This window comes from Marinagarivorans cellulosilyticus (assembly GCF_021655555.1).
GTDB lineage: Bacteria > Pseudomonadota > Gammaproteobacteria > Pseudomonadales > Cellvibrionaceae > Marinagarivorans > Marinagarivorans cellulosilyticus.
Genome location: NZ_AP023086.1, coordinates 938039 through 954766 on the forward strand (window position 1 = coordinate 938039; position 16728 = coordinate 954766).

A 16728-nucleotide genomic window follows, 5' to 3' on the forward strand; every position below is an offset into this window, starting at 1 on the left:
GTTTTTAAATGTGATTTAGTGTCACTATGTATAATTAGGCTGACCACGGTATAGCCCGGAAAATTCTTTTCCTTCGCGCCAGCGGGGAAATTGTTTATTACCGTAAGTTACCATCTCGTCGTCCGATGGGGTGGTGGTTTCCTGTTCTGATGGCGCGGCATCGGTGCCATTGGCTTTAAATTCTACAATTGTTGCCTCTTTGGATTTTAAGCTCTTTATTACATTTCCCGCGCCAGCAAAAGAAACTAATTTTCCATAAGCGGTATTTAACTCTTGAGACTCCGTGAGCTCAACATACTCATGCAGCATTTGGATAAACTCAGGGTGCGAAAGCAGTAGCTTAACTCCCAGCTCCTTTTTAACCAATTGAATACACTCTTTGGCGGATCTTATCGCGGATGGATTTAGCATCCAGTTACGGTCGTTCATTACATATACCTAAATGGTTTTGCTCTTTATTCAGGCTAGGCAGATTCTGGATAAATTCAACACGACTAGATGATTTTTTAGCCAATAAGAAAGGGGGGATGCCAAAATCCGACTGTTTGCACCGCAGTTAATTTTTGAAAAATAGTAGACCTAGCCGCAAGCTATAACACTTATATAGGCGTGTGTTTTTAGGGATGCCCTTTTAGTTATTAGCAGTAAACCTAAAAGCCTCAGTTGAACCATCAAAGTCTACCCTTCGCCTTGGCGCACCTCGCGCGCGATAAAAACGATTCATCACCTATAAGACTGCACCTTTTGACTCTCAGCTGCGATTTATAGATAAATATCTCGTTTTCTCGATTTCTCGATTTTTTAAAAATGGTTACGCGGCTGGCGTAGGTTTCGTTGTTTTGGCGTGGTTGTGTTTGGTGCAATGCGGGGTGTTACTAAGCGGTGTAATACTCTGTAATGGCGTAATATGTGTTTGCCGCTATTGTAGTTCTACACTTTCTGGTATTAAGGTCTGGCCTACAATGCATAATGTACAAAAAGCTATTTCCCTTCCTTTCGTTTTGGCGATGTTGAGTGCTGGTTGCGGTAACCAGAGTATTCAAGAGTCATCGGCGGTATCGACGGCTTCCGTCGACCCGTCTTTTTGTGCCGCCAATGCTAGCTGGGTCCAAAAACCTCAGGGTGCACCGGCAGAGGTCCCTGGTAATGGAGCTGATTTGTGTCAGTTTTATCAATTTTCGTGGCAGTGGTTTATTGCGCTAATGGATGCACCCAATGGCACGCAGCGCGTTTTTTTAGATAGCCAGAAGTATCCTGTATTTTTAGGGGAGGGCCAAAACTCTTGTGCCGATAACAATACGGAATCTAAGCTCTTTGTTCGCTCGTTAAAAGACAACACCGTAGACAGTAATGATTTTGTTGCGCCTAATGAAATGAATCAGGCTTTTAACAATGCGGTTATTTATGACCAGCAAGGCAATATTGTTTTATATGAGGCAAGAATAGACCGCGGTATGTGCGCGGTGCCTAAAGGTTCTCCTACTTTGCCGGCCGGCACGACGGAAATTAAATCGTCTTGGCGCACTATCGAGAAGGCCGATAAGCCTAATTATGTGTGGATTCAAAGCGATACAAATAATAATGGCACCTTAGAAAGTGACGAGCTCTACGGCATGGTGGGTTTTCACTTAGTGAAAAGCACGCCGTTACATCCCGAGTTTATATGGGCAACCTTTGAGCATAAACTCAATGCGCCGGACTGCCAGAAAAAGCCAATATCGGGTCAGGCTGACCATTGGACTTTCACCAGCGAAAGTTGCGCTAAGCAATTACCTAACCCGCCGGCTACAAGTACCTGCCATTTTAATAAAGTATTGGAGCCTGCCAGCGGGGGGAGCTCGCCGTTAACCGGTGAGGCGACCGAAATCTGCCAAGTTTATGCTCAAGGTACGCGCCCAGGCGATAACCAAGCGGATAAAAACCGTGAGAATATCATCACAATTAATACGCAGTTAAGCGCAATTTTTGGTGGCTTAAACGATAGCAATGCTTTAAAGGTACTGCAAAACTACAAAATTGTGGGTGCATTATGGGAGAACGATGTTAGCCAGCCATCGAGTGTATTAGCTAACCAGCGCGGCTCTATTCAACTGGCCAATACCACAATGGAAACTAATGCTCAGCAAGGTTTTAGCGACCCTGAATACACAGGCACCGGTAACTTAAAGCCTGCAGCAAATTGTTTTGCTTGTCACAATTATACTGGGCGCAGTACTAATGCGGGTATTAGCCATATTTTTAAATACATTCACGGTAAATAAAACCCCAAGGCCTACAAAAGCCTTGGGGTTTTATTTGGGTTTTCCTGAACATCGTTACACATTAAAGCTCGCTACCGAAGGCGGCAGGTGGGGTTGATCGGTCGGTTAATCTTGCTTGCATGCCTAGGGGAATTGTAAGTCTTGGTCTGTGACTGTAGCGTGATATTCGTAAGATGGATTAACGGACGAGTTATTAACAGCGCTTGTGGCGCCGTGATTGATATATTCAAAATTTAGCGCATTAATGTTTGCCACGACACGCCCATCTAATATTGCTTCGGTAGTAATATATTCAAAAAAATCATCGGGTTTTGCTGGCCCCGTTGCATGCCAGCTCGCGTGTTTCTTTATGTCTGTTCTAAACAGCCTATGGCTATCTCCGGGCCCAATATCGGCGGTGTAAATTTTATCGCCAAAGAATACGCCCTCATCATCGTAGTTTGAGCTTACCGAGGTTTTCAGTTCGCTTGGGTTGACCTTGTAGGTGACGGTAAGTGTATAGCTGCTATCGTTGGTGAGGTTGAAGTCTTCAATAAGACCGCCGTTACTAGCACCGTCGCAGGCCATCAATGCCAGAACCGCTATTAATGAAAATATAATCTTCATCGCCTAATACTCTTGGTTGGGTTTTGGCTGCAGGTTAATGCCTATGTTGCTGCTTAACTATGGGTAAAACTACGTAGTTGGCGCTTTGTATTCGCACAGTGAGATGTTGGTCTTAGTTGGCGCTGGCGGAGGCTCGAGTTGCGAGACCTCTGCCCACCTTAACGTTTAAAAAGGAATGGGGTCGCCGTTAATAATAAGCTGAAAAAAGAAGCCAAGCCCGATGATGCCGCCAAGCATTAGCAGGGTAAGCGCCAAAACCAAGGCACTTACGCCCCAAGCTATAAGGGTATAGTTGTGGCTTTTGGCGTATAAAAACAGTTCTAGTATGGCAAGTGGTAGCAAGTAGCAGCCAAACGTCCAAAATATAAAGAAAGGGCTGTTTAAGTTTGGCTCTGCTCCCAACGCATTTCCCACCATCAAATAACTAAACACGCCCACGCGCAAAAACCATTGCGCATTGGCAACAAGAAATAACCGTAATGCCCAGCGGCGGTGGCTGGCTATGGCTTTAGCGCGTATGCGTGCAAGTGTTAAGTAGCTAAAGCTTAAAATGAGCAGCCCGTTAATAGTGGTACCTATAGCGGATAGCGTGTTGGGGCTGCTGCCGCGTACCCAAACCAAATAAAAGCCTGAAAGCGAAAGGGCAATAACTGTTACAAGAAAGACCCGCCCATTCCAGCGGTGAAACCTAGGCGCCCATTGCCGCACCTGTGGGATCAGCTGAAGGGCTCCTGCGAAAGCCACAATTCCAGCCCCAAGGGCGTGAATGCCGAACATGGTGTTGCCGGCGGTGTCTCCTACTTTAAATGGTGTACTGCCCAGCGGTTCATAGCGGTTCCAAATGCTAATGTCGCCACTTATGATTGAGACGCCATAAAAAGCGGCAATGTAATACAGGAAAGCCCATTGCCCTAATACAACTATGGCGAACCAGAAAAGCCCAGTGATCTTGAGTGTGGTTTGAGCTTTTATATCATGGGGGTTGAGGTGCTGATGTTGCGGTGTGCTGACTTGTGGCGGGTTTACGTTCATGCTGGCCTTCCTTCTATGCGCCTAAAACGCGAGAGCATGCCGTGTGCTGTGGTGATTGTCGTCCGGATGGGCCTAGTCGTACAACCTGCAGGCCCTATCATTCAAGGTTTTAAGTCTTCAGGGGCTATACCGCGGTGTTTTGCTGGCGAAACGCTGTGGGCGTGAGTTGGTTGGTTTTTTTAAACGCATTATTAAAAGTGGACCGGCTATTAAAGCCTGCCTCATACGCAATTGTGGTGATGCTAAGGTCTGTTGACTTGAGTAGATGCATGGCGTGCTCAACCCGATAGCCATTGACGAAATGAAAAAAGTTGGTGTTCAGGTGTTGCGAAAAAGTTTCTGAAATATGATTTTCTGCAATACCGGTAGTATCTGAGAGTTGTCGCAACGATAGGTCGTTGTGCTTAAATAATTGGTCATTGGCTATCGCTTGCTGCAGCTTAGAGCTTAGGCGTTCCATATGGGCTGAAGTTAATGTGGCGGGCCGATTGATAGGCTTGGTTGTGGCCGTTTGTGCCTGAGGTACAACAAGGCGCGGTTGGTTAATTGCCATGTGTGCGAATGCAATGAATGCGCCGGCCTGCAGCAGCGCTAGCCCCATTGCCAGTTCTTGCGAATGGATACCGTTGGCCCACAAGACAATGTCTAGGCCAAAAATAACCACAGTAACCCCCAAACGTACAATGAATATTTCAGCCAATCGAGGGCGCGTTTTTCGATATTAGCGTAGCGCTGCATGATGCGTTGGCGATGCCGCTTTTGCAGCTTAAAAGTCATTACCCAGTAAAGGCTTGTAAATGCAATAAAAGCCCCTGCTGCGCTACAACAGGTAACCCAAGCTAGGCGAAAAAGCTCTGGGTCACGCGTGGCGGGGTTTGCCAATGCGAGCTTATCGGCTGCGCTAAGGTTGGCAAAAGGCAGCATAATGATTGCGACAACAAGCGGCCCGAGCATCGCTGTGCCGCCAATTAACCATAACCTTGGGGGGCTAGACATCATACTTTTGGCGTAAAGGTAGAGCGCAGGGCCCAGTAACATGCGAATAGGCAATTGCATGCCGGCTAGGTGCGGCGCATATTTATAGCCGGCAGAGGCGATAAATAACTCCCCTAACGTATGCATCAAAATCAGTAGTAATAACCCTGTTAAATAGGGGTTGTACTGCTGTGGGGCTTCGCAGCGGCGAAGGGATTCAATAAGTGCAAGTAAGCAAGCGCCGGTCATTATGGCGAAAATAATGGTGAGTGAAATATTCATTGGGCTAATTCGCTGGGCCTTACGGTGGAGTGTCGGCGGTGGGGGGTGTGCTGTGAAAAGCTTGTCTCTTTATTGCTTTGCGGGCATCGTTAAAAATTCACTTTTTCGCGATAGCAGCTTACAGGTTTGCTTTTCGACATTTTGCTCCTAACGCAAGCTTGTAGCGTAGCCATGCTACAGGAACCGTTGGCGCAACCATAGGCTGGCGGGTAAAAGCAGCCTATAATGGCCCCAAATACTTATTGGTAAACCTGTTTATGGTTTGCTGCTTATTATTAATATTTATTCGTAACTATTCGGCCATCTGTGAAGTTGAGTGCTAATTGATCATTTTCTAGGCCGCTCAAGCGATTCATGGGCACTATTCACGCGCTCTGGAAAGCGTGCTCCTGCGCTTTCTCCCCTTACAATCCCTGTAAGGCGCGGCGCGTGAATGCCTAGAAAACAATCAGTCAGCCCCTGCGTGAGCAATATTTTTCTATGGCTGAATAGTTACAAAATTTTTAAGGTAAATTCTTATGTTGAAATTTCGCCGCTTAGCCACTGCCATCTTATCGTCCATTACTTCTGTCAGCAGTTATGCATCTTCAGAGTTAAATTTGGCGCTATCTTCAGACGTGGTAGCGATTGATTACGCCAATACCCACAGTGAACGAGGAAGCCAGTGGGGTTTTGGGGCGCTTTATAATGACCCGAACAATGCTTCGCAAGCTTTCGTGAGTTTTAATGTTATTGGTGAATCCCAATCGGCCAACGGGCTTCAAACTGGGCTGGGCTTAAAGCTTGTGGTTCACGATACTTTTCAAACAGCCGGCTCGCTGGCATTGGGTGGAAAGGCACGCTACGAGCCTGAAGCATGGTCCGGCTTTGGCCTTGAAGGTAGCGCTTATTTTGCGCCCAGTATGCTTAATACCAATGATGCCAAACAATATTTTGAAGTGCTTGCAAGGTTAACGTATAGCGTTAATCCGCAGGCGCGATTTTTTGTTGGATTACAAAGCATCAACATAAAATACGACGAAGCTATTGTTAGTAAGGTCAAAATGAATAAAGGCGCTAATATTGGTTTTACGTTAACGTTTTAGTCGGGCGGTTAGTGGCAATGCCCATTTAATTGACTTGGCAGGCTGAATGCGCCGCGGTCCTAAGCTATATCGCAGAATAATCAATAAAAATAAGGATCTTCTAATGCAATACAACAACCCGCTCTTTTTGAAAAATGTTATCGGTATGCCAGAACCCCATGCACGGGCTTTTAAAACCATCGCCGCGTCACAGAAAAGCGTGATTATTAGCCGAGCAACGGGGCCTACTTGTCTTGGTTTGTTGCACGAAGGCTACGATACAAAAGGTTATCGCATTCATGGTAAATCTTGTAATTGGGGGCCAATGGCTGGTTTTGTTGTACGGGACCCGCGCCTAAACAAGGCGGGCTTAGCCAAGGAAGCTTTTAATCGAAAAAAGCATATTGAAGCTTTAGTGAACGATAAAGAAAATCAAGGTTGGCTCGCTAACACGACTCCGTTAATGATCACAGATGCGCGCAGGCAGTGGCTGGTAGAGCAGCGCATTATCACCGTGCAGAAAAAGGGCGATCGTTGGGATGGTATCGCAAGCCATCCCACAGGTATTCATTTTAAGTACAGCCTTATTCCAGAGGTAAATGGGCTTTGGGGTGTGTATTTCGATAATAGCGATAGCAATAATCGATTTGTTCAAGAACGTGGTAATTGTGCAGTTAAATACCATAAAAAATACGGTAACGCTTACGAGCCTTTATTGGCGATGACAAACCCTGTAGGCCACCGGTTATCAGCAAATACTAGCTATTTGAATGCGGTAACAGGTGATTACGATCTTTTTGCGATATGGCCTTTTGTTAAAAATTATAACCCTGCGCCAGGTGGTGATGACTATCGCCCTTTGGGTACAACAAAGGGTTTTACAAAGGAGGAGCGTAGTAATATAGACCACTTAGAGCGCAACTTTACCCGTTCTGGCCAAGGAACTAAGCTGGGGAATATCACTAACCGAATTTATCGGGTTTGCCAGTTAATTAATTCCATTGTGGGGCGGCAGGTGCTTTGGCATAGCGATGAGAGTGCCCGACCATTTTTAGATGATGTGGATCTACCTGTTGTTGCCTTTACACCAAAGGGAAATGTTTTTGGCCTTGAAACTATTGTTGATGTTAAGGCCTTTATTGCGCTATGCGAAGGCTCTGGTATTCAGGTGACCTTATCAAATGCTTGGGCGCAAACGCCAAGCGCCCAATACCCTAATCGCTTAGGCTCGAAATATAGCAATCGCGTGCCAAAAAATACCGTTCGAACGATTGTGCCGGATTGGTACAACGCCTAATAAAATTCATAAATTGGCGAAAATAATGCATCGATTTATTGTGAGTATTTTGTCTATAAGCTTTGCTGGGCAGATGGTATGCGCGCAAACATTGGATGAACAGTACGAATATTATCTGGCAAATAAATGTAAAAACCTTAATTTTACGAGAGTTACCGGAGGCTTTTTAGAGGAAGGCCAGGCCGAGGAAAACTTGTCGAATTATTGTGGCGGCCCGCAAGGCTCGATACCTTTACCGCCGGGTAGTTCAATAACCGCTAATTCTAGCGGGGGCGCTAGTGCTACGCGTGGCGCAGATGCATCGCAAGTACTGCGCAATCGGGAAAAGCGCAATAGGGAAAAAGAAGCGGTATCTGATGATGCTAGCTACAGTACAACCTTGGATGTTTATTCGGCAGAAAACCTTGGCCTGTTCTTTACCTATAATAGCCGGCGCGAAGAAAAAGATGTTACGCCGTATGAAGCTGGTAACCGTGCAGAGGCATTTGATGTATTACTGGGTGCCGATTACCGCATTGGGGAACGTGCCGTATTGGGTGCGGCCTATAGCTTCGCCCGCGTTAAGGGAGACTTTTTTGGTGGTGGTGACTTTGAAAAAAGCAGCCAAGCTGTTTGGCTTTTTGGTGCTTGGTATCCTCTGAATAATGCGTCTATCGATTTTAGTGTGGGCTTAGATGATGGTAAGCACGATACTCGCCGAAATGTAGGCCGCCATCTAGTGCTAGTAACCCCCGCCGACGCAGTAGCCGTGCCGGAAGGTGAGGAACCTATTCATGCTGATGACATCACGACGATTATTATTGATATACCCTATGTGCGCACACAAAGCCGCAGCCATAGCCGAAGTTTGAATATAACCTTAAATGGCGGCTACGATTTTAATTGGTCTGCTTTCACTGTGGGTCCGCGTGCTGGGGTGGCGCAGCGTAAAACGATAATGGACGGCTTTGACGAAAGTGGCGAAACACCGATGACTTTGCAGTTCGACCGGCAAGTCGAAAAATCTGTGATTAGCACATTGGGCGTACAGGGAAGCCGGGCTTTTAGTGCATCGTTTGGTGTGATTAATTTTCAATTCAATATGGATTGGCTTCATGAATGGAGCGATAAGCAGCGTTTGCTAACAGCGACATTCGCAGAGGATCTTCGGTCAGATGCCCCTCGGCTGGCGTTCCTTAACGAGGCGCCAGATCAAAATTGGCTCAGAATGCGTTTTGGGTCAGCCGCTGTGTTACCTAATGGTATAAGCTTTTTTGTGGCGTTAGAGCAAACATTCTTGCATGAATACCTAGAGCAAAAATCCGTAAGCCTAGGGCTGCGTAAAGTATTTTAAGCGGGGCACCCTGCCTGCTGTATATTTTGTAATATCGTTAAAACCATACTGTAGATTTTACAGATATACGCCTTTCAATTTTTTCACTGCCTTTCTACTTTTTTTCACGGACCCCCTGAAATCGGCGCGCTCAGGGGAGATGTATCTTTCTAAATCTTATTTTTATTTTGGCATGCTACCTGCTATTTGTTAATCGGTGCTTTGGCAGCGATGCGATTGTTGTAAAGCGATTGCTGACAAGGTGATTTTAATCAAAAAATAAGGTTTATGTTATGAATACTCCGTTACTTTCCGCATCGTCAATGCGTGACTTCAGTGTAAAAAATATTGAAGGGAAAGACATTGGCGAGATTAAAGACCTAGTCGTTGATTGGAACGATGGCAAAGTCGCATATGCTGTTTTATCTTTTGGTGGTTTTATGGGGTTAGGTGAAAAGCTGTTTGCAATCCCTTTGGATCAATTTTCGTTTGATACTAAAAACGAAGAGCTCGTATTGAATGTTAGCAAAGAGCGACTAAAAGATGCGCCAGGGTTTGATAAAGATAACTGGCCGCAATACCCCGACGCAGAGTTTATCAATAGCGTTTATCGGCACTATAGTGCATCACCAGCTTGTCGCAAACAGGGTTAATTCTATAAGGCTGCTAGTTCGCAGCCTTATGTTTTCCTAAAAATTAAATTTATTGGCTACCTATCCGCCGTTTTGTGAATGCGAGGTTGGAGGGTCGAGGCGTTTATTATGAATATTATGGCGTTGAATAAGCCGTCACTGAATATGCTTGATTTGCCAATGGGCGCTTCACTTAATGATGACGGTACATGTACTTTTAAAGTTTGGGCTCCCAATGCAGATAGTGTAGCCGTTGTTGGCGATTTTAATGATTGGGGTAAACGAAAACCTAAGAAGCTGATGCAAGAACAAGGTTATTGGTATGGAAGGCTAGATAACCTTGCCGAAGGAGATGAATACCTGTATCAAATAAAATCGGGCAAGCACATTTTTACGCGAATCGACCCTTATGCTCGGTCTGTCACAAATTCTTCGGGCAATGGCATTATTTATAAAGATAGTTTTGAGTGGCAGGAGGAGCATTATCATTTACCCGCGCACAATAGTCTGGTTATTTATGAACTACACGTAGGCTCCTACGCAATGTCTCAAGACGGCGTACCTGGAACCTTTGACGACCTTATTGAAAAGTTAGATTATTTGAGCCAGCTGGGCGTTAACGTAGTGCAAATAATGCCTGTAGCCGAGTTTGCTGGCGACTTATCTTGGGGGTATAACCCCGCCAATATATTCGCTATCGAATCGGCTTATGGCGGGCCAGATGCATTTAAACGCTTTGTAAAAGCTGCTCACGATTGTGGGATTGGGGTAGTGTTAGATGTGGTGTTTAATCATTTTGGCCCGAGTGACCTTGCACTATGGCAATTTGATGGCTGGAGTGAAAATGGTAAAGGCGGCATTTATTTTTATAACGATCACCGCAGTGAAACCCCTTGGGGGGATACGCGCCCCGATTATGGTCGCAAGGAGGTACAAGATTTTATTTTGGATAATGTAAGAATGTGGCTAGAAGAATACCACGTTGATGGCTTGCGGCTAGATATGACTGTTTTTATGCGAACAATCAATGGCAATGCGTTTGATGATGGCGATGTTATTTCTGAAGGTTGGGATATGTGCCGTAGAATAAATGATTTGGCGCATACGATTAATCCTAATATTCTAATGATATCGGAAGATTTGCAAGGTGATGCAGCAATTACTTTAGGTACGCAAGACGGCGGTGCAGGTTTTAATGCGCAATGGGATAAAAACTTCGTTCATCCGGTTAGATCTTTTCTTCTCGAAGTTAATGATGCCGATCGCAATTTAAGCGCTTTAGAAAGTGCCTTATTAAGTGAATATAATGGCAAGCCTTTTTCGCGTATTGTATATACCGAATCACACGATGAGGTGGCAAATGGTAAGCAGCGCGTGCCAAGCGAGATAGATGATAGCCTTAAGGGCACCTCTAAAAATAGTAATTTTTTTGTGAGAGCAAAGAAGCACCGCCCGGAGAGCCGCAGTTTACGTGTGTAAATGAGGACTCGAGGACGGAGCTGATGCCGCTATCGCGGGAAAAGTGCATTTTTAGAGGTGCCCTTAATTATTTTGCTATTAAGCGTGCGGTACTTGGGAGCTGTTTAACGTTAACCAGCGCCGGCATACCGATGATTTTTCAAGGCCAAGAATTTTTACAGCGCGGTTGGTTTAAAGACTCAGAGGCCTTAGCTTGGTCGCAAGCTGAATCTTATGGCGGTATATTGCAATTACATAAAGACCTTATCGCTAAGCGTTTAGATTTATACAATGAAGGCGATGCACTGACGGGCGAAAATACAGAAGTTTTGGTATTGGATCACGAGGCTAAAATTCTGGCGATATCACGCCATGCCAACGGTAGAGATTCTTTTGTTGTGGTATTTAATTTTGGTAATAACACTGTCTATGATTACCCAGTACCTATGCACAATATTCGTGAAAATGCACAATTAGTCTTTAATAGTGATGCGCGTATTTATTGTGACGATTTTGGTGATGTAGGGCACGGTTATATTGCAGAGGGGCAAATTGTTACAACCATTGGTGCGTACGCCTGCTTGTTGTTTAAGTAGCGGTAATGCTTTTGCCCTTAGTAGGCATATTGCTGTCGCCAAAGGCGCCCTTGTGGCGCTATTTTTGTTTTTGTTGTACCTAATTTTTCAATACTGTGGTTGGATAGCAATATTAAAAAATGCTGGAAATCTCAGTGCTACATAACAATAAATACATCTTGATTTACGCCCTTTGTGGGTTTTTTTTGCTCTGTTCACAAGCCCGTGGTCAAAGTGTTGTTGTTCCGCAAGCTGCATCACCTAATGATCATGCGAATGGAGGGGTGTTGGTTGCGCAATACCCTAAAATGTTGGATAAATACGAGCGCGATTTTGACCTCTATTTTTTAGAGTTGCTTAGGCTGGCGTTGGATAAGTCTAAAATACCTTACGTGCTTGAAGGTGTCGAATTGCCCGTTATGGTAGAAAGTAGAAGCGCAGAGTTTTTGAAAGCTAACCAGCACATGGTGCATTGGTTGAATGCCAGTGGTGGGCGCGAAAATACACTTAAACCTATTAAAGTGCCATTGTTTAAAGGGTTAATTGGTTGGCGGGTATTTTTTATTCGTGCCGAGGACCAAGCGAAATTTTTAAAGGTAAAAACGAAAGCGCAGCTGGCGCAATTTGTTGCAGGGCAGGGACATGACTGGCCTGACACTCAAGTGCTAAAAGATAACGGCCTTAAAGTACGGGGCTTGCCCAGCTGGCGGGGCTTATTCGAGATGCTAAGCCATCACCGAATTGATTATTTTCCGCGCTCAATTATCGAGGTGGAGCGCGAGCTAAGGTTGTTTGAGTCGCTGGGTTTGTATGTCGAAACTAGTCTTGTAATTCGGTATCCTGCAGCCTATTACTTTTTTGTGAATTCTGACAACAAGCGTTTAGCTAACGCCATTGCGATAGGCCTTAAACAGGCGATTACCGATGGCGATTTCGACTTGCTATTTAATCGTCATTTCTCCGGTATTATTCAGCGTGCAAGGTTGAGCGAGCGAACAATAATTCCATTGAGTAACCGTATTGATTTCCCTGTAGCGCAGGAAGATCTATGGTTTAACCTCAGGGCAGAATCCCCACTGTCTACGGCCCCTTAAAAGAAACAGCTTGTGATGCTGGTTTTACCTGCGGATTAATTATTGCGCTAGGTTTTCTGAGCGAAGATGATTTCCCTTTCAGTTTAAATGTACCTACCGAATATTCTTTGTGTTTATAAAGGGCTAGCTTTGAGTTAAAAATTGCAGCTCTTGCTTCGTTTTAAATAATTTTTTTACCTTTTATTTTGTTTTTATTTACCTTTTATTTTTTTCGTATTTTAGCTTCTGACGAAAGGCGTGAATTCTGGTGGGGTGTTCTTTATTGCGCCTTGATATAAAGGGTATACTCTTCCCCTAGTATTTTATTGGCGCTGTGACTTAGTTAGAGTTTATCGGCTTTTTTGTGCATGGCGCATTGGGCGATTAGTCGTTAAATTAATAGCCTAAATGCGAGGTCGATTGCGCTTTTTTACCGTGTGCGCACTATGGTTTAGTTTGTTTGTAATGTCGGAAAAATAATTTCTATAACGATTTATTAGGGTATCTCTATGTCAAAAAAAATACTCACTTTGGCGGGTTTTGGTCAGTCCAGCCTTGCATTATTTGTTGCGGCCTTATTTGCGGGTTGCGTTTCACAAACGGACTCTTCTGGCTCGTCCGCTGATGCGACTAGCTCCTCAGTTGCTAACGGTGTACAGAGTTCGTCTATTGGTAGTGCGAGTAGTGCAAGCGTTATAGCGCAGCCTTCAAGCGTTAATGTATCGAGTAGCTCGACGAGTACTGTGGCTGATGATTTAGCGCTTGTTGTGGCGATTAACGCTGGCGGCTCAGCGACAACCCTAGATGGGGTGGCGTTTATCGGCGATAAATATGGTCGCGGCGGTACAAGTAATAGCACCGACGACTTTGTTACTGGTGGCGAGCTGTATCAAACAGAGCGTTACGGCGCGCTTAGTTATGAAATTCCAGTGACGGCCAATGGTAGTTATACGGTAGAGCTGCATTTTGCCGAGATTTACCAAACCTCTGACGGTGCGCGTAGCTTTGGTGTCGCGCTTGAAGGAACCCCTGTTATTAGCGATTTGGATTTATTTTCGAGAGTAGGGCATGACAGCGGTTATAGCGAAACTTTTACTAATGTGGCGGTAAATGACGGCAGTGTTTCTATTGAACTGCAGGCAGGGGTAGAAAACCCAACTATTGCCGGCTTTGCTATTTACTCTAACGATGGCGAGTTAGATACCGCCTTTGTGCCAGATGTAAGTACCGACCTTTCTAAATTTTCGGCGTACACCCAGCAATACAATGAACGAACCGTAATTACGTCTAATCATGCGACGGGTCATATTGGTGATTTTTTCTTTACTCACTGGAAAGATGGCGGCTCGACCTCGTTAACGATGGATACCAACGGTGATTTCAGCGTGACTTGGCAGGGGGGCGGTTACAATTATGTGGGTGGCCCCGGTTGGCATTATGGTGATGAAGACCGAGTAATCGGATACCGCTTCGACAGTGATAGTGGTGCTAGTTATATTACTATGTACGGTTGGGGCTATGACAAAGACATGCCCAAGTCGGACCCTGCGCATTTAGTGGAATATTACATTTTACAGCGCTGGAGCTACGACCCCAGTCAAGGGGCAACTTACGGTAAGACCTTTGTGAGTGATGGAGTTGAGTACTCCACTTACCGTTCAATACGGCAGCAACAGCCTTCAATTAATAGCCCTTCTACGTTTTACCAGTATTGGAGCAAGCCTTCACAGCAGCGCCCGCTAGGGCAAGATCATAAAATTATATTTGCCGATCATGTTAAAGCCTGGACTGATACGGGCTGGATTTTACCGGATATGAATAACCTTGATGCCAGCGATGATCCCACTTATCAGGTGATGGCTGTTGAGGTGTTTAATCCCGGCAGTGATGGCACGGCCTCTGGCCAAGTGTGGGATGCTACAGAGCAATAGTTTTATTGCGGTTGAAAGCGCCCCTGCTTAGTGGGCGTATTAAAGGCATTAGCCCTGGAATGGTTAATGCCTTTAATTTTTATTGCAAAGAGCAAGCTGGGCAGAACTCTAAAGCCCACACTTTTTATCTTGCTGCCATTTCCTAAAATACACGATCAATATTTATTGTTAACGATATTCGGCTTTGCTTATTGCTGGAGCCTATCGTAACCCTAAAAACCTTAGTTCTGCGCGAAAACGATCGTTGGGGTGGGCTTAAACCTAAAAACCGCAGTTAAATCACGAAAGTATTCACAATCGCTTACCGCACCTGGTCTCCGATCAATCGAGCTCATGACCAATAAGGCGACTACGTCGATTGAGCGAAACCCAGTCACTGCAATCGCTCACGAATCTTTTCTGCGCTGAACTGTGGTTTTTAGGTTAAATGGTACGCGCCATTTCCTGCAGCTTTTTATAGCGCGCAAATTGTGGGTCTGAAGGCGTTAATTGGTTGCGTATGGTGGCAAGCATTTCTTGCACTATTTGATCGATATCACCAGCATCACCGCGGTTGTGTTTGCCAATATAGGCTTGGCAAATATTGAGCTGAATACCCAAGTGCCGTGGGAATAAAACTTGTGCCCGCTGAAAGCAGTGAATGGCTTCATCAAACTTTTTCTCGCTGTAAAGTTGAATGCCTTTTTTGTTGGTTTCGGCCAGTATTCTTCGGTTCTTTTTACTGGCCGGCTCGTCTAGAATCTCGTCGAGTTTTTGCAATGCTTTTTGGTCATCAGAGTATTGCTCTTTTAAATCTTGCGTTAATTCTTCGGCGCGGGTGTTTTCTTTGAGTGTGCGAATAGCTTTAACGCGGGCAATATCCGTCACGACATCGCCCTGTTCTAATTCGCAATACAGTGCTTCGGCTTTATAAATAGATTGCTCGCCAAGTGCGCCTTGGTGAGACAAAAATTGTAACCGGCCTTGCAAAAACTGCATGCGCAGTAAATCTTCGTTAGAAACGTCAAAATAATTGGTGGCGGCTTTTAAAATCTTTAGGGCTTCCTCGGGCAGTTTATCTTTTTCCTCTAGTAGTGCAGCCGGCATATCGGCAGTGTTCATGCCTAGCCGGTAAGCATCTTGCCAATCGCCATAACAGCTGTGGTAACCCAAGCGAACGCATTCGCGCAGCGCATCCAAGGCTGTTGGAATATCGCCGTTTTGCTCGGCAATATTGGCTAGGTTTTTTTGCCTAAGAATAGATGCCGGCGATGCCTTAACGGCAGCGGCGATGGCTTTTTGCAAGTTGATAAAGTCGTCTTGTAGGTGGTAGTTTTTGGCAAGGCCGTCAAAGGCGGCAAGGCAAAAAGGATTGTCGCGGCTAATGGCGGTGAAAATGGCATTGGCGTCGTCGAGCTGCCCGCGGGCTTGGGCGACAAAGGCAAGGCCTAGCCGCGCCCATTCTAAGGGTTTGTCGGCCACAATTTTTTGATAATGTTGCTCGGCGCGATCTATTTGATTAGCTTGCAGCAGTACTTCACCGAGTAATTTGCTGGCGTAGCTGGCATTGCGTAGTGGGGGTTCTGCCAGTAGTTCTAGGTACTGAATAGCTTGCTCGGTATCGTTGTGGTCAAGGGCTTTAAATACGGGGGAAAACTGTTTACTCAGCGTGACTAAACGGCCCACCCGGCGCTTGAGCACAACGGCGTTAATGGGCTTTGTGAGGTAATCATCTGCAGCGCATTCACTCGAGGCCAGCACCGCCTGCCGCGAGGTATCGGCGGTTACCATGACGAATAATGTGGTGCGGTTAATAATCTGGTTGTGCCGCAGCGCTTCCAGCAGCTGTTGGCCTGTTTGGCCCTTGCCTAAATCGTAATCACATAAAACAACATCGTAATGGTGGCTTCGGCAGGCTTCCATGGCTTGATTCCCGTTTTGCACCGCTTCTATCTTGGTTACGCCAAACGAGTTGAGCATGCCATTAACCGCCGAGCGGAAAAAGCTGGAGTCTTCGACGATTAAAAAGCGTAAGTTCTCGCCCGCAAACGCACCCACTGAGCCACCTAGGTTGTTCAAATATCAACTTACAGTTTGGCTGATTTTGGCGCCTTTTGTGTTTTATACCCCCTTTTATTGTTGGCTTGCAGGATAGCCGGTTGTGTTTGAGGGATCACTGTATTGCTTGTTTGCGTTGGATCAAGCTTTGTCACTTAAGGCAAGTTATTCGGCGGAAATGGGCGCGTATCAA

General features: G+C 45.5%; 15 protein-coding genes. 9 read left to right on the forward strand and 6 right to left on the reverse strand.

The features are described from left to right. Positions 1-24 precede the first annotated feature (24 nt). Positions 25-429, reverse strand: a complete 405-nt coding sequence (locus tag MARGE09_RS03690; RefSeq protein ID WP_236986007.1) for a hypothetical protein — start codon at positions 427-429, stop codon at positions 25-27. A 533-nt stretch (positions 430-962) separates the two neighbouring features. Here MARGE09_RS03690 and MARGE09_RS03695 point away from each other — a divergent pair. Continuing rightward, entirely contained in the window at positions 963-2261 is a 1299-nt protein-coding gene (locus MARGE09_RS03695; RefSeq protein ID WP_236986008.1) for a hypothetical protein, read from the forward strand. Between the two features lie 123 nt (positions 2262-2384). Here the strand turns inward: MARGE09_RS03695 and MARGE09_RS03700 are convergent, their stop codons facing one another. The 4 genes from MARGE09_RS03700 to MARGE09_RS03715 form a co-directional block, all read right to left on the reverse strand. Continuing rightward, positions 2385-2867, reverse strand: a complete 483-nt coding sequence (locus MARGE09_RS03700) for a hypothetical protein (RefSeq protein WP_236986009.1) — start codon at positions 2865-2867, stop codon at positions 2385-2387. A 165-nt stretch (positions 2868-3032) separates the two neighbouring features. Continuing rightward, positions 3033-3899 (reverse strand): DUF2306 domain-containing protein, encoded by an 867-nt coding sequence (locus tag MARGE09_RS03705; protein WP_236986010.1) that lies wholly within the window; start codon positions 3897-3899, stop codon positions 3033-3035. A 124-nt stretch (positions 3900-4023) separates the two neighbouring features. Continuing rightward, complete coding sequence (locus tag MARGE09_RS03710) at positions 4024-4563, reverse strand: helix-turn-helix domain-containing protein (RefSeq protein WP_236986011.1); 540 nt, start codon at positions 4561-4563, stop codon at positions 4024-4026. After that, positions 4545-5156 (reverse strand): hypothetical protein, encoded by a 612-nt coding sequence (locus MARGE09_RS03715; protein WP_236986012.1) that lies wholly within the window; start codon positions 5154-5156, stop codon positions 4545-4547. Before MARGE09_RS03715 ends, MARGE09_RS03710 begins: the two co-directional genes overlap by 19 nt. 518 nt (positions 5157-5674) lie before the next feature. Between MARGE09_RS03715 and MARGE09_RS03720 the strand changes: the two genes are divergently transcribed. From MARGE09_RS03720 to MARGE09_RS03755, 8 genes are all read left to right on the forward strand, one after another. Further along, a complete protein-coding gene (locus MARGE09_RS03720) occupies positions 5675-6241 on the forward strand; it encodes a YfaZ family outer membrane protein (RefSeq protein WP_236986013.1) in 567 nt (188 codons plus the stop codon). Between the two features lie 103 nt (positions 6242-6344). Beyond that, positions 6345-7517 carry a CyaA/EF/ExoY family adenylyl cyclase toxin gene (locus tag MARGE09_RS03725; protein WP_236986014.1) on the forward strand — a complete coding sequence of 391 codons (1173 nt, stop codon included), beginning with the start codon at positions 6345-6347 and terminating at the stop codon, positions 7515-7517. A 25-nt stretch (positions 7518-7542) separates the two neighbouring features. Next, entirely contained in the window at positions 7543-8850 is a 1308-nt protein-coding gene (locus MARGE09_RS03730; protein WP_236986015.1) for an autotransporter outer membrane beta-barrel domain-containing protein, read from the forward strand. Between the two features lie 272 nt (positions 8851-9122). After that, positions 9123-9482 (forward strand): PRC-barrel domain-containing protein, encoded by a 360-nt coding sequence (locus MARGE09_RS03735; protein ID WP_236986016.1) that lies wholly within the window; start codon positions 9123-9125, stop codon positions 9480-9482. A gap of 108 nt (positions 9483-9590) precedes the next feature. Continuing rightward, a complete protein-coding gene (locus MARGE09_RS03740; protein WP_236986017.1) occupies positions 9591-10940 on the forward strand; it encodes an alpha-amylase family glycosyl hydrolase in 1350 nt (449 codons plus the stop codon). 23 nt (positions 10941-10963) lie between these two features. Beyond that, positions 10964-11515 carry an alpha amylase C-terminal domain-containing protein gene (locus MARGE09_RS03745; protein WP_236986018.1) on the forward strand — a complete coding sequence of 184 codons (552 nt, stop codon included), beginning with the start codon at positions 10964-10966 and terminating at the stop codon, positions 11513-11515. 185 nt (positions 11516-11700) lie between these two features. Next, complete coding sequence (locus MARGE09_RS03750; protein WP_236986019.1) at positions 11701-12588, forward strand: transporter substrate-binding domain-containing protein; 888 nt, start codon at positions 11701-11703, stop codon at positions 12586-12588. A 488-nt stretch (positions 12589-13076) separates the two neighbouring features. Then, a complete protein-coding gene (locus MARGE09_RS03755) occupies positions 13077-14498 on the forward strand; it encodes a glycoside hydrolase family 11 protein (protein WP_236986020.1) in 1422 nt (473 codons plus the stop codon). 423 nt (positions 14499-14921) lie between these two features. On the opposite strand, the gene MARGE09_RS03760 is transcribed toward MARGE09_RS03755, so the two are convergent. Further along, on the reverse strand, positions 14922-16535 hold the full coding sequence (locus tag MARGE09_RS03760) for a response regulator (protein ID WP_236986021.1): 1614 nt from the start codon (positions 16533-16535) through the stop codon (positions 14922-14924). Between the last annotated feature and the right edge of the window lie 193 nt (positions 16536-16728).

Coding starts and splice junctions, on each gene's coding strand:
- MARGE09_RS03695 (WP_236986008.1), top strand. CDS start 963: ATGCATAATGTACAAAAAGCTATTTCCCTTCCTTTCGTTTTGGCGATG.
- MARGE09_RS03745 (WP_236986018.1), top strand. CDS start 10,964: ATGCCGCTATCGCGGGAAAAGTGCATTTTTAGAGGTGCCCTTAATTAT.
- MARGE09_RS03720 (WP_236986013.1), top strand. CDS start 5,675: ATGTTGAAATTTCGCCGCTTAGCCACTGCCATCTTATCGTCCATTACT.
- MARGE09_RS03730 (WP_236986015.1), top strand. CDS start 7,543: ATGCATCGATTTATTGTGAGTATTTTGTCTATAAGCTTTGCTGGGCAG.
- MARGE09_RS03715 (WP_236986012.1), bottom strand. CDS start 5,156: ATGAATATTTCACTCACCATTATTTTCGCCATAATGACCGGCGCTTGC.
- MARGE09_RS03725 (WP_236986014.1), top strand. CDS start 6,345: ATGCAATACAACAACCCGCTCTTTTTGAAAAATGTTATCGGTATGCCA.
- MARGE09_RS03740 (WP_236986017.1), top strand. CDS start 9,591: ATGAATATTATGGCGTTGAATAAGCCGTCACTGAATATGCTTGATTTG.
- MARGE09_RS03705 (WP_236986010.1), bottom strand. CDS start 3,899: ATGAACGTAAACCCGCCACAAGTCAGCACACCGCAACATCAGCACCTC.
- MARGE09_RS03700 (WP_236986009.1), bottom strand. CDS start 2,867: ATGAAGATTATATTTTCATTAATAGCGGTTCTGGCATTGATGGCCTGC.
- MARGE09_RS03755 (WP_236986020.1), top strand. CDS start 13,077: ATGTCAAAAAAAATACTCACTTTGGCGGGTTTTGGTCAGTCCAGCCTT.
- MARGE09_RS03690 (WP_236986007.1), bottom strand. CDS start 429: ATGAACGACCGTAACTGGATGCTAAATCCATCCGCGATAAGATCCGCC.
- MARGE09_RS03735 (WP_236986016.1), top strand. CDS start 9,123: ATGAATACTCCGTTACTTTCCGCATCGTCAATGCGTGACTTCAGTGTA.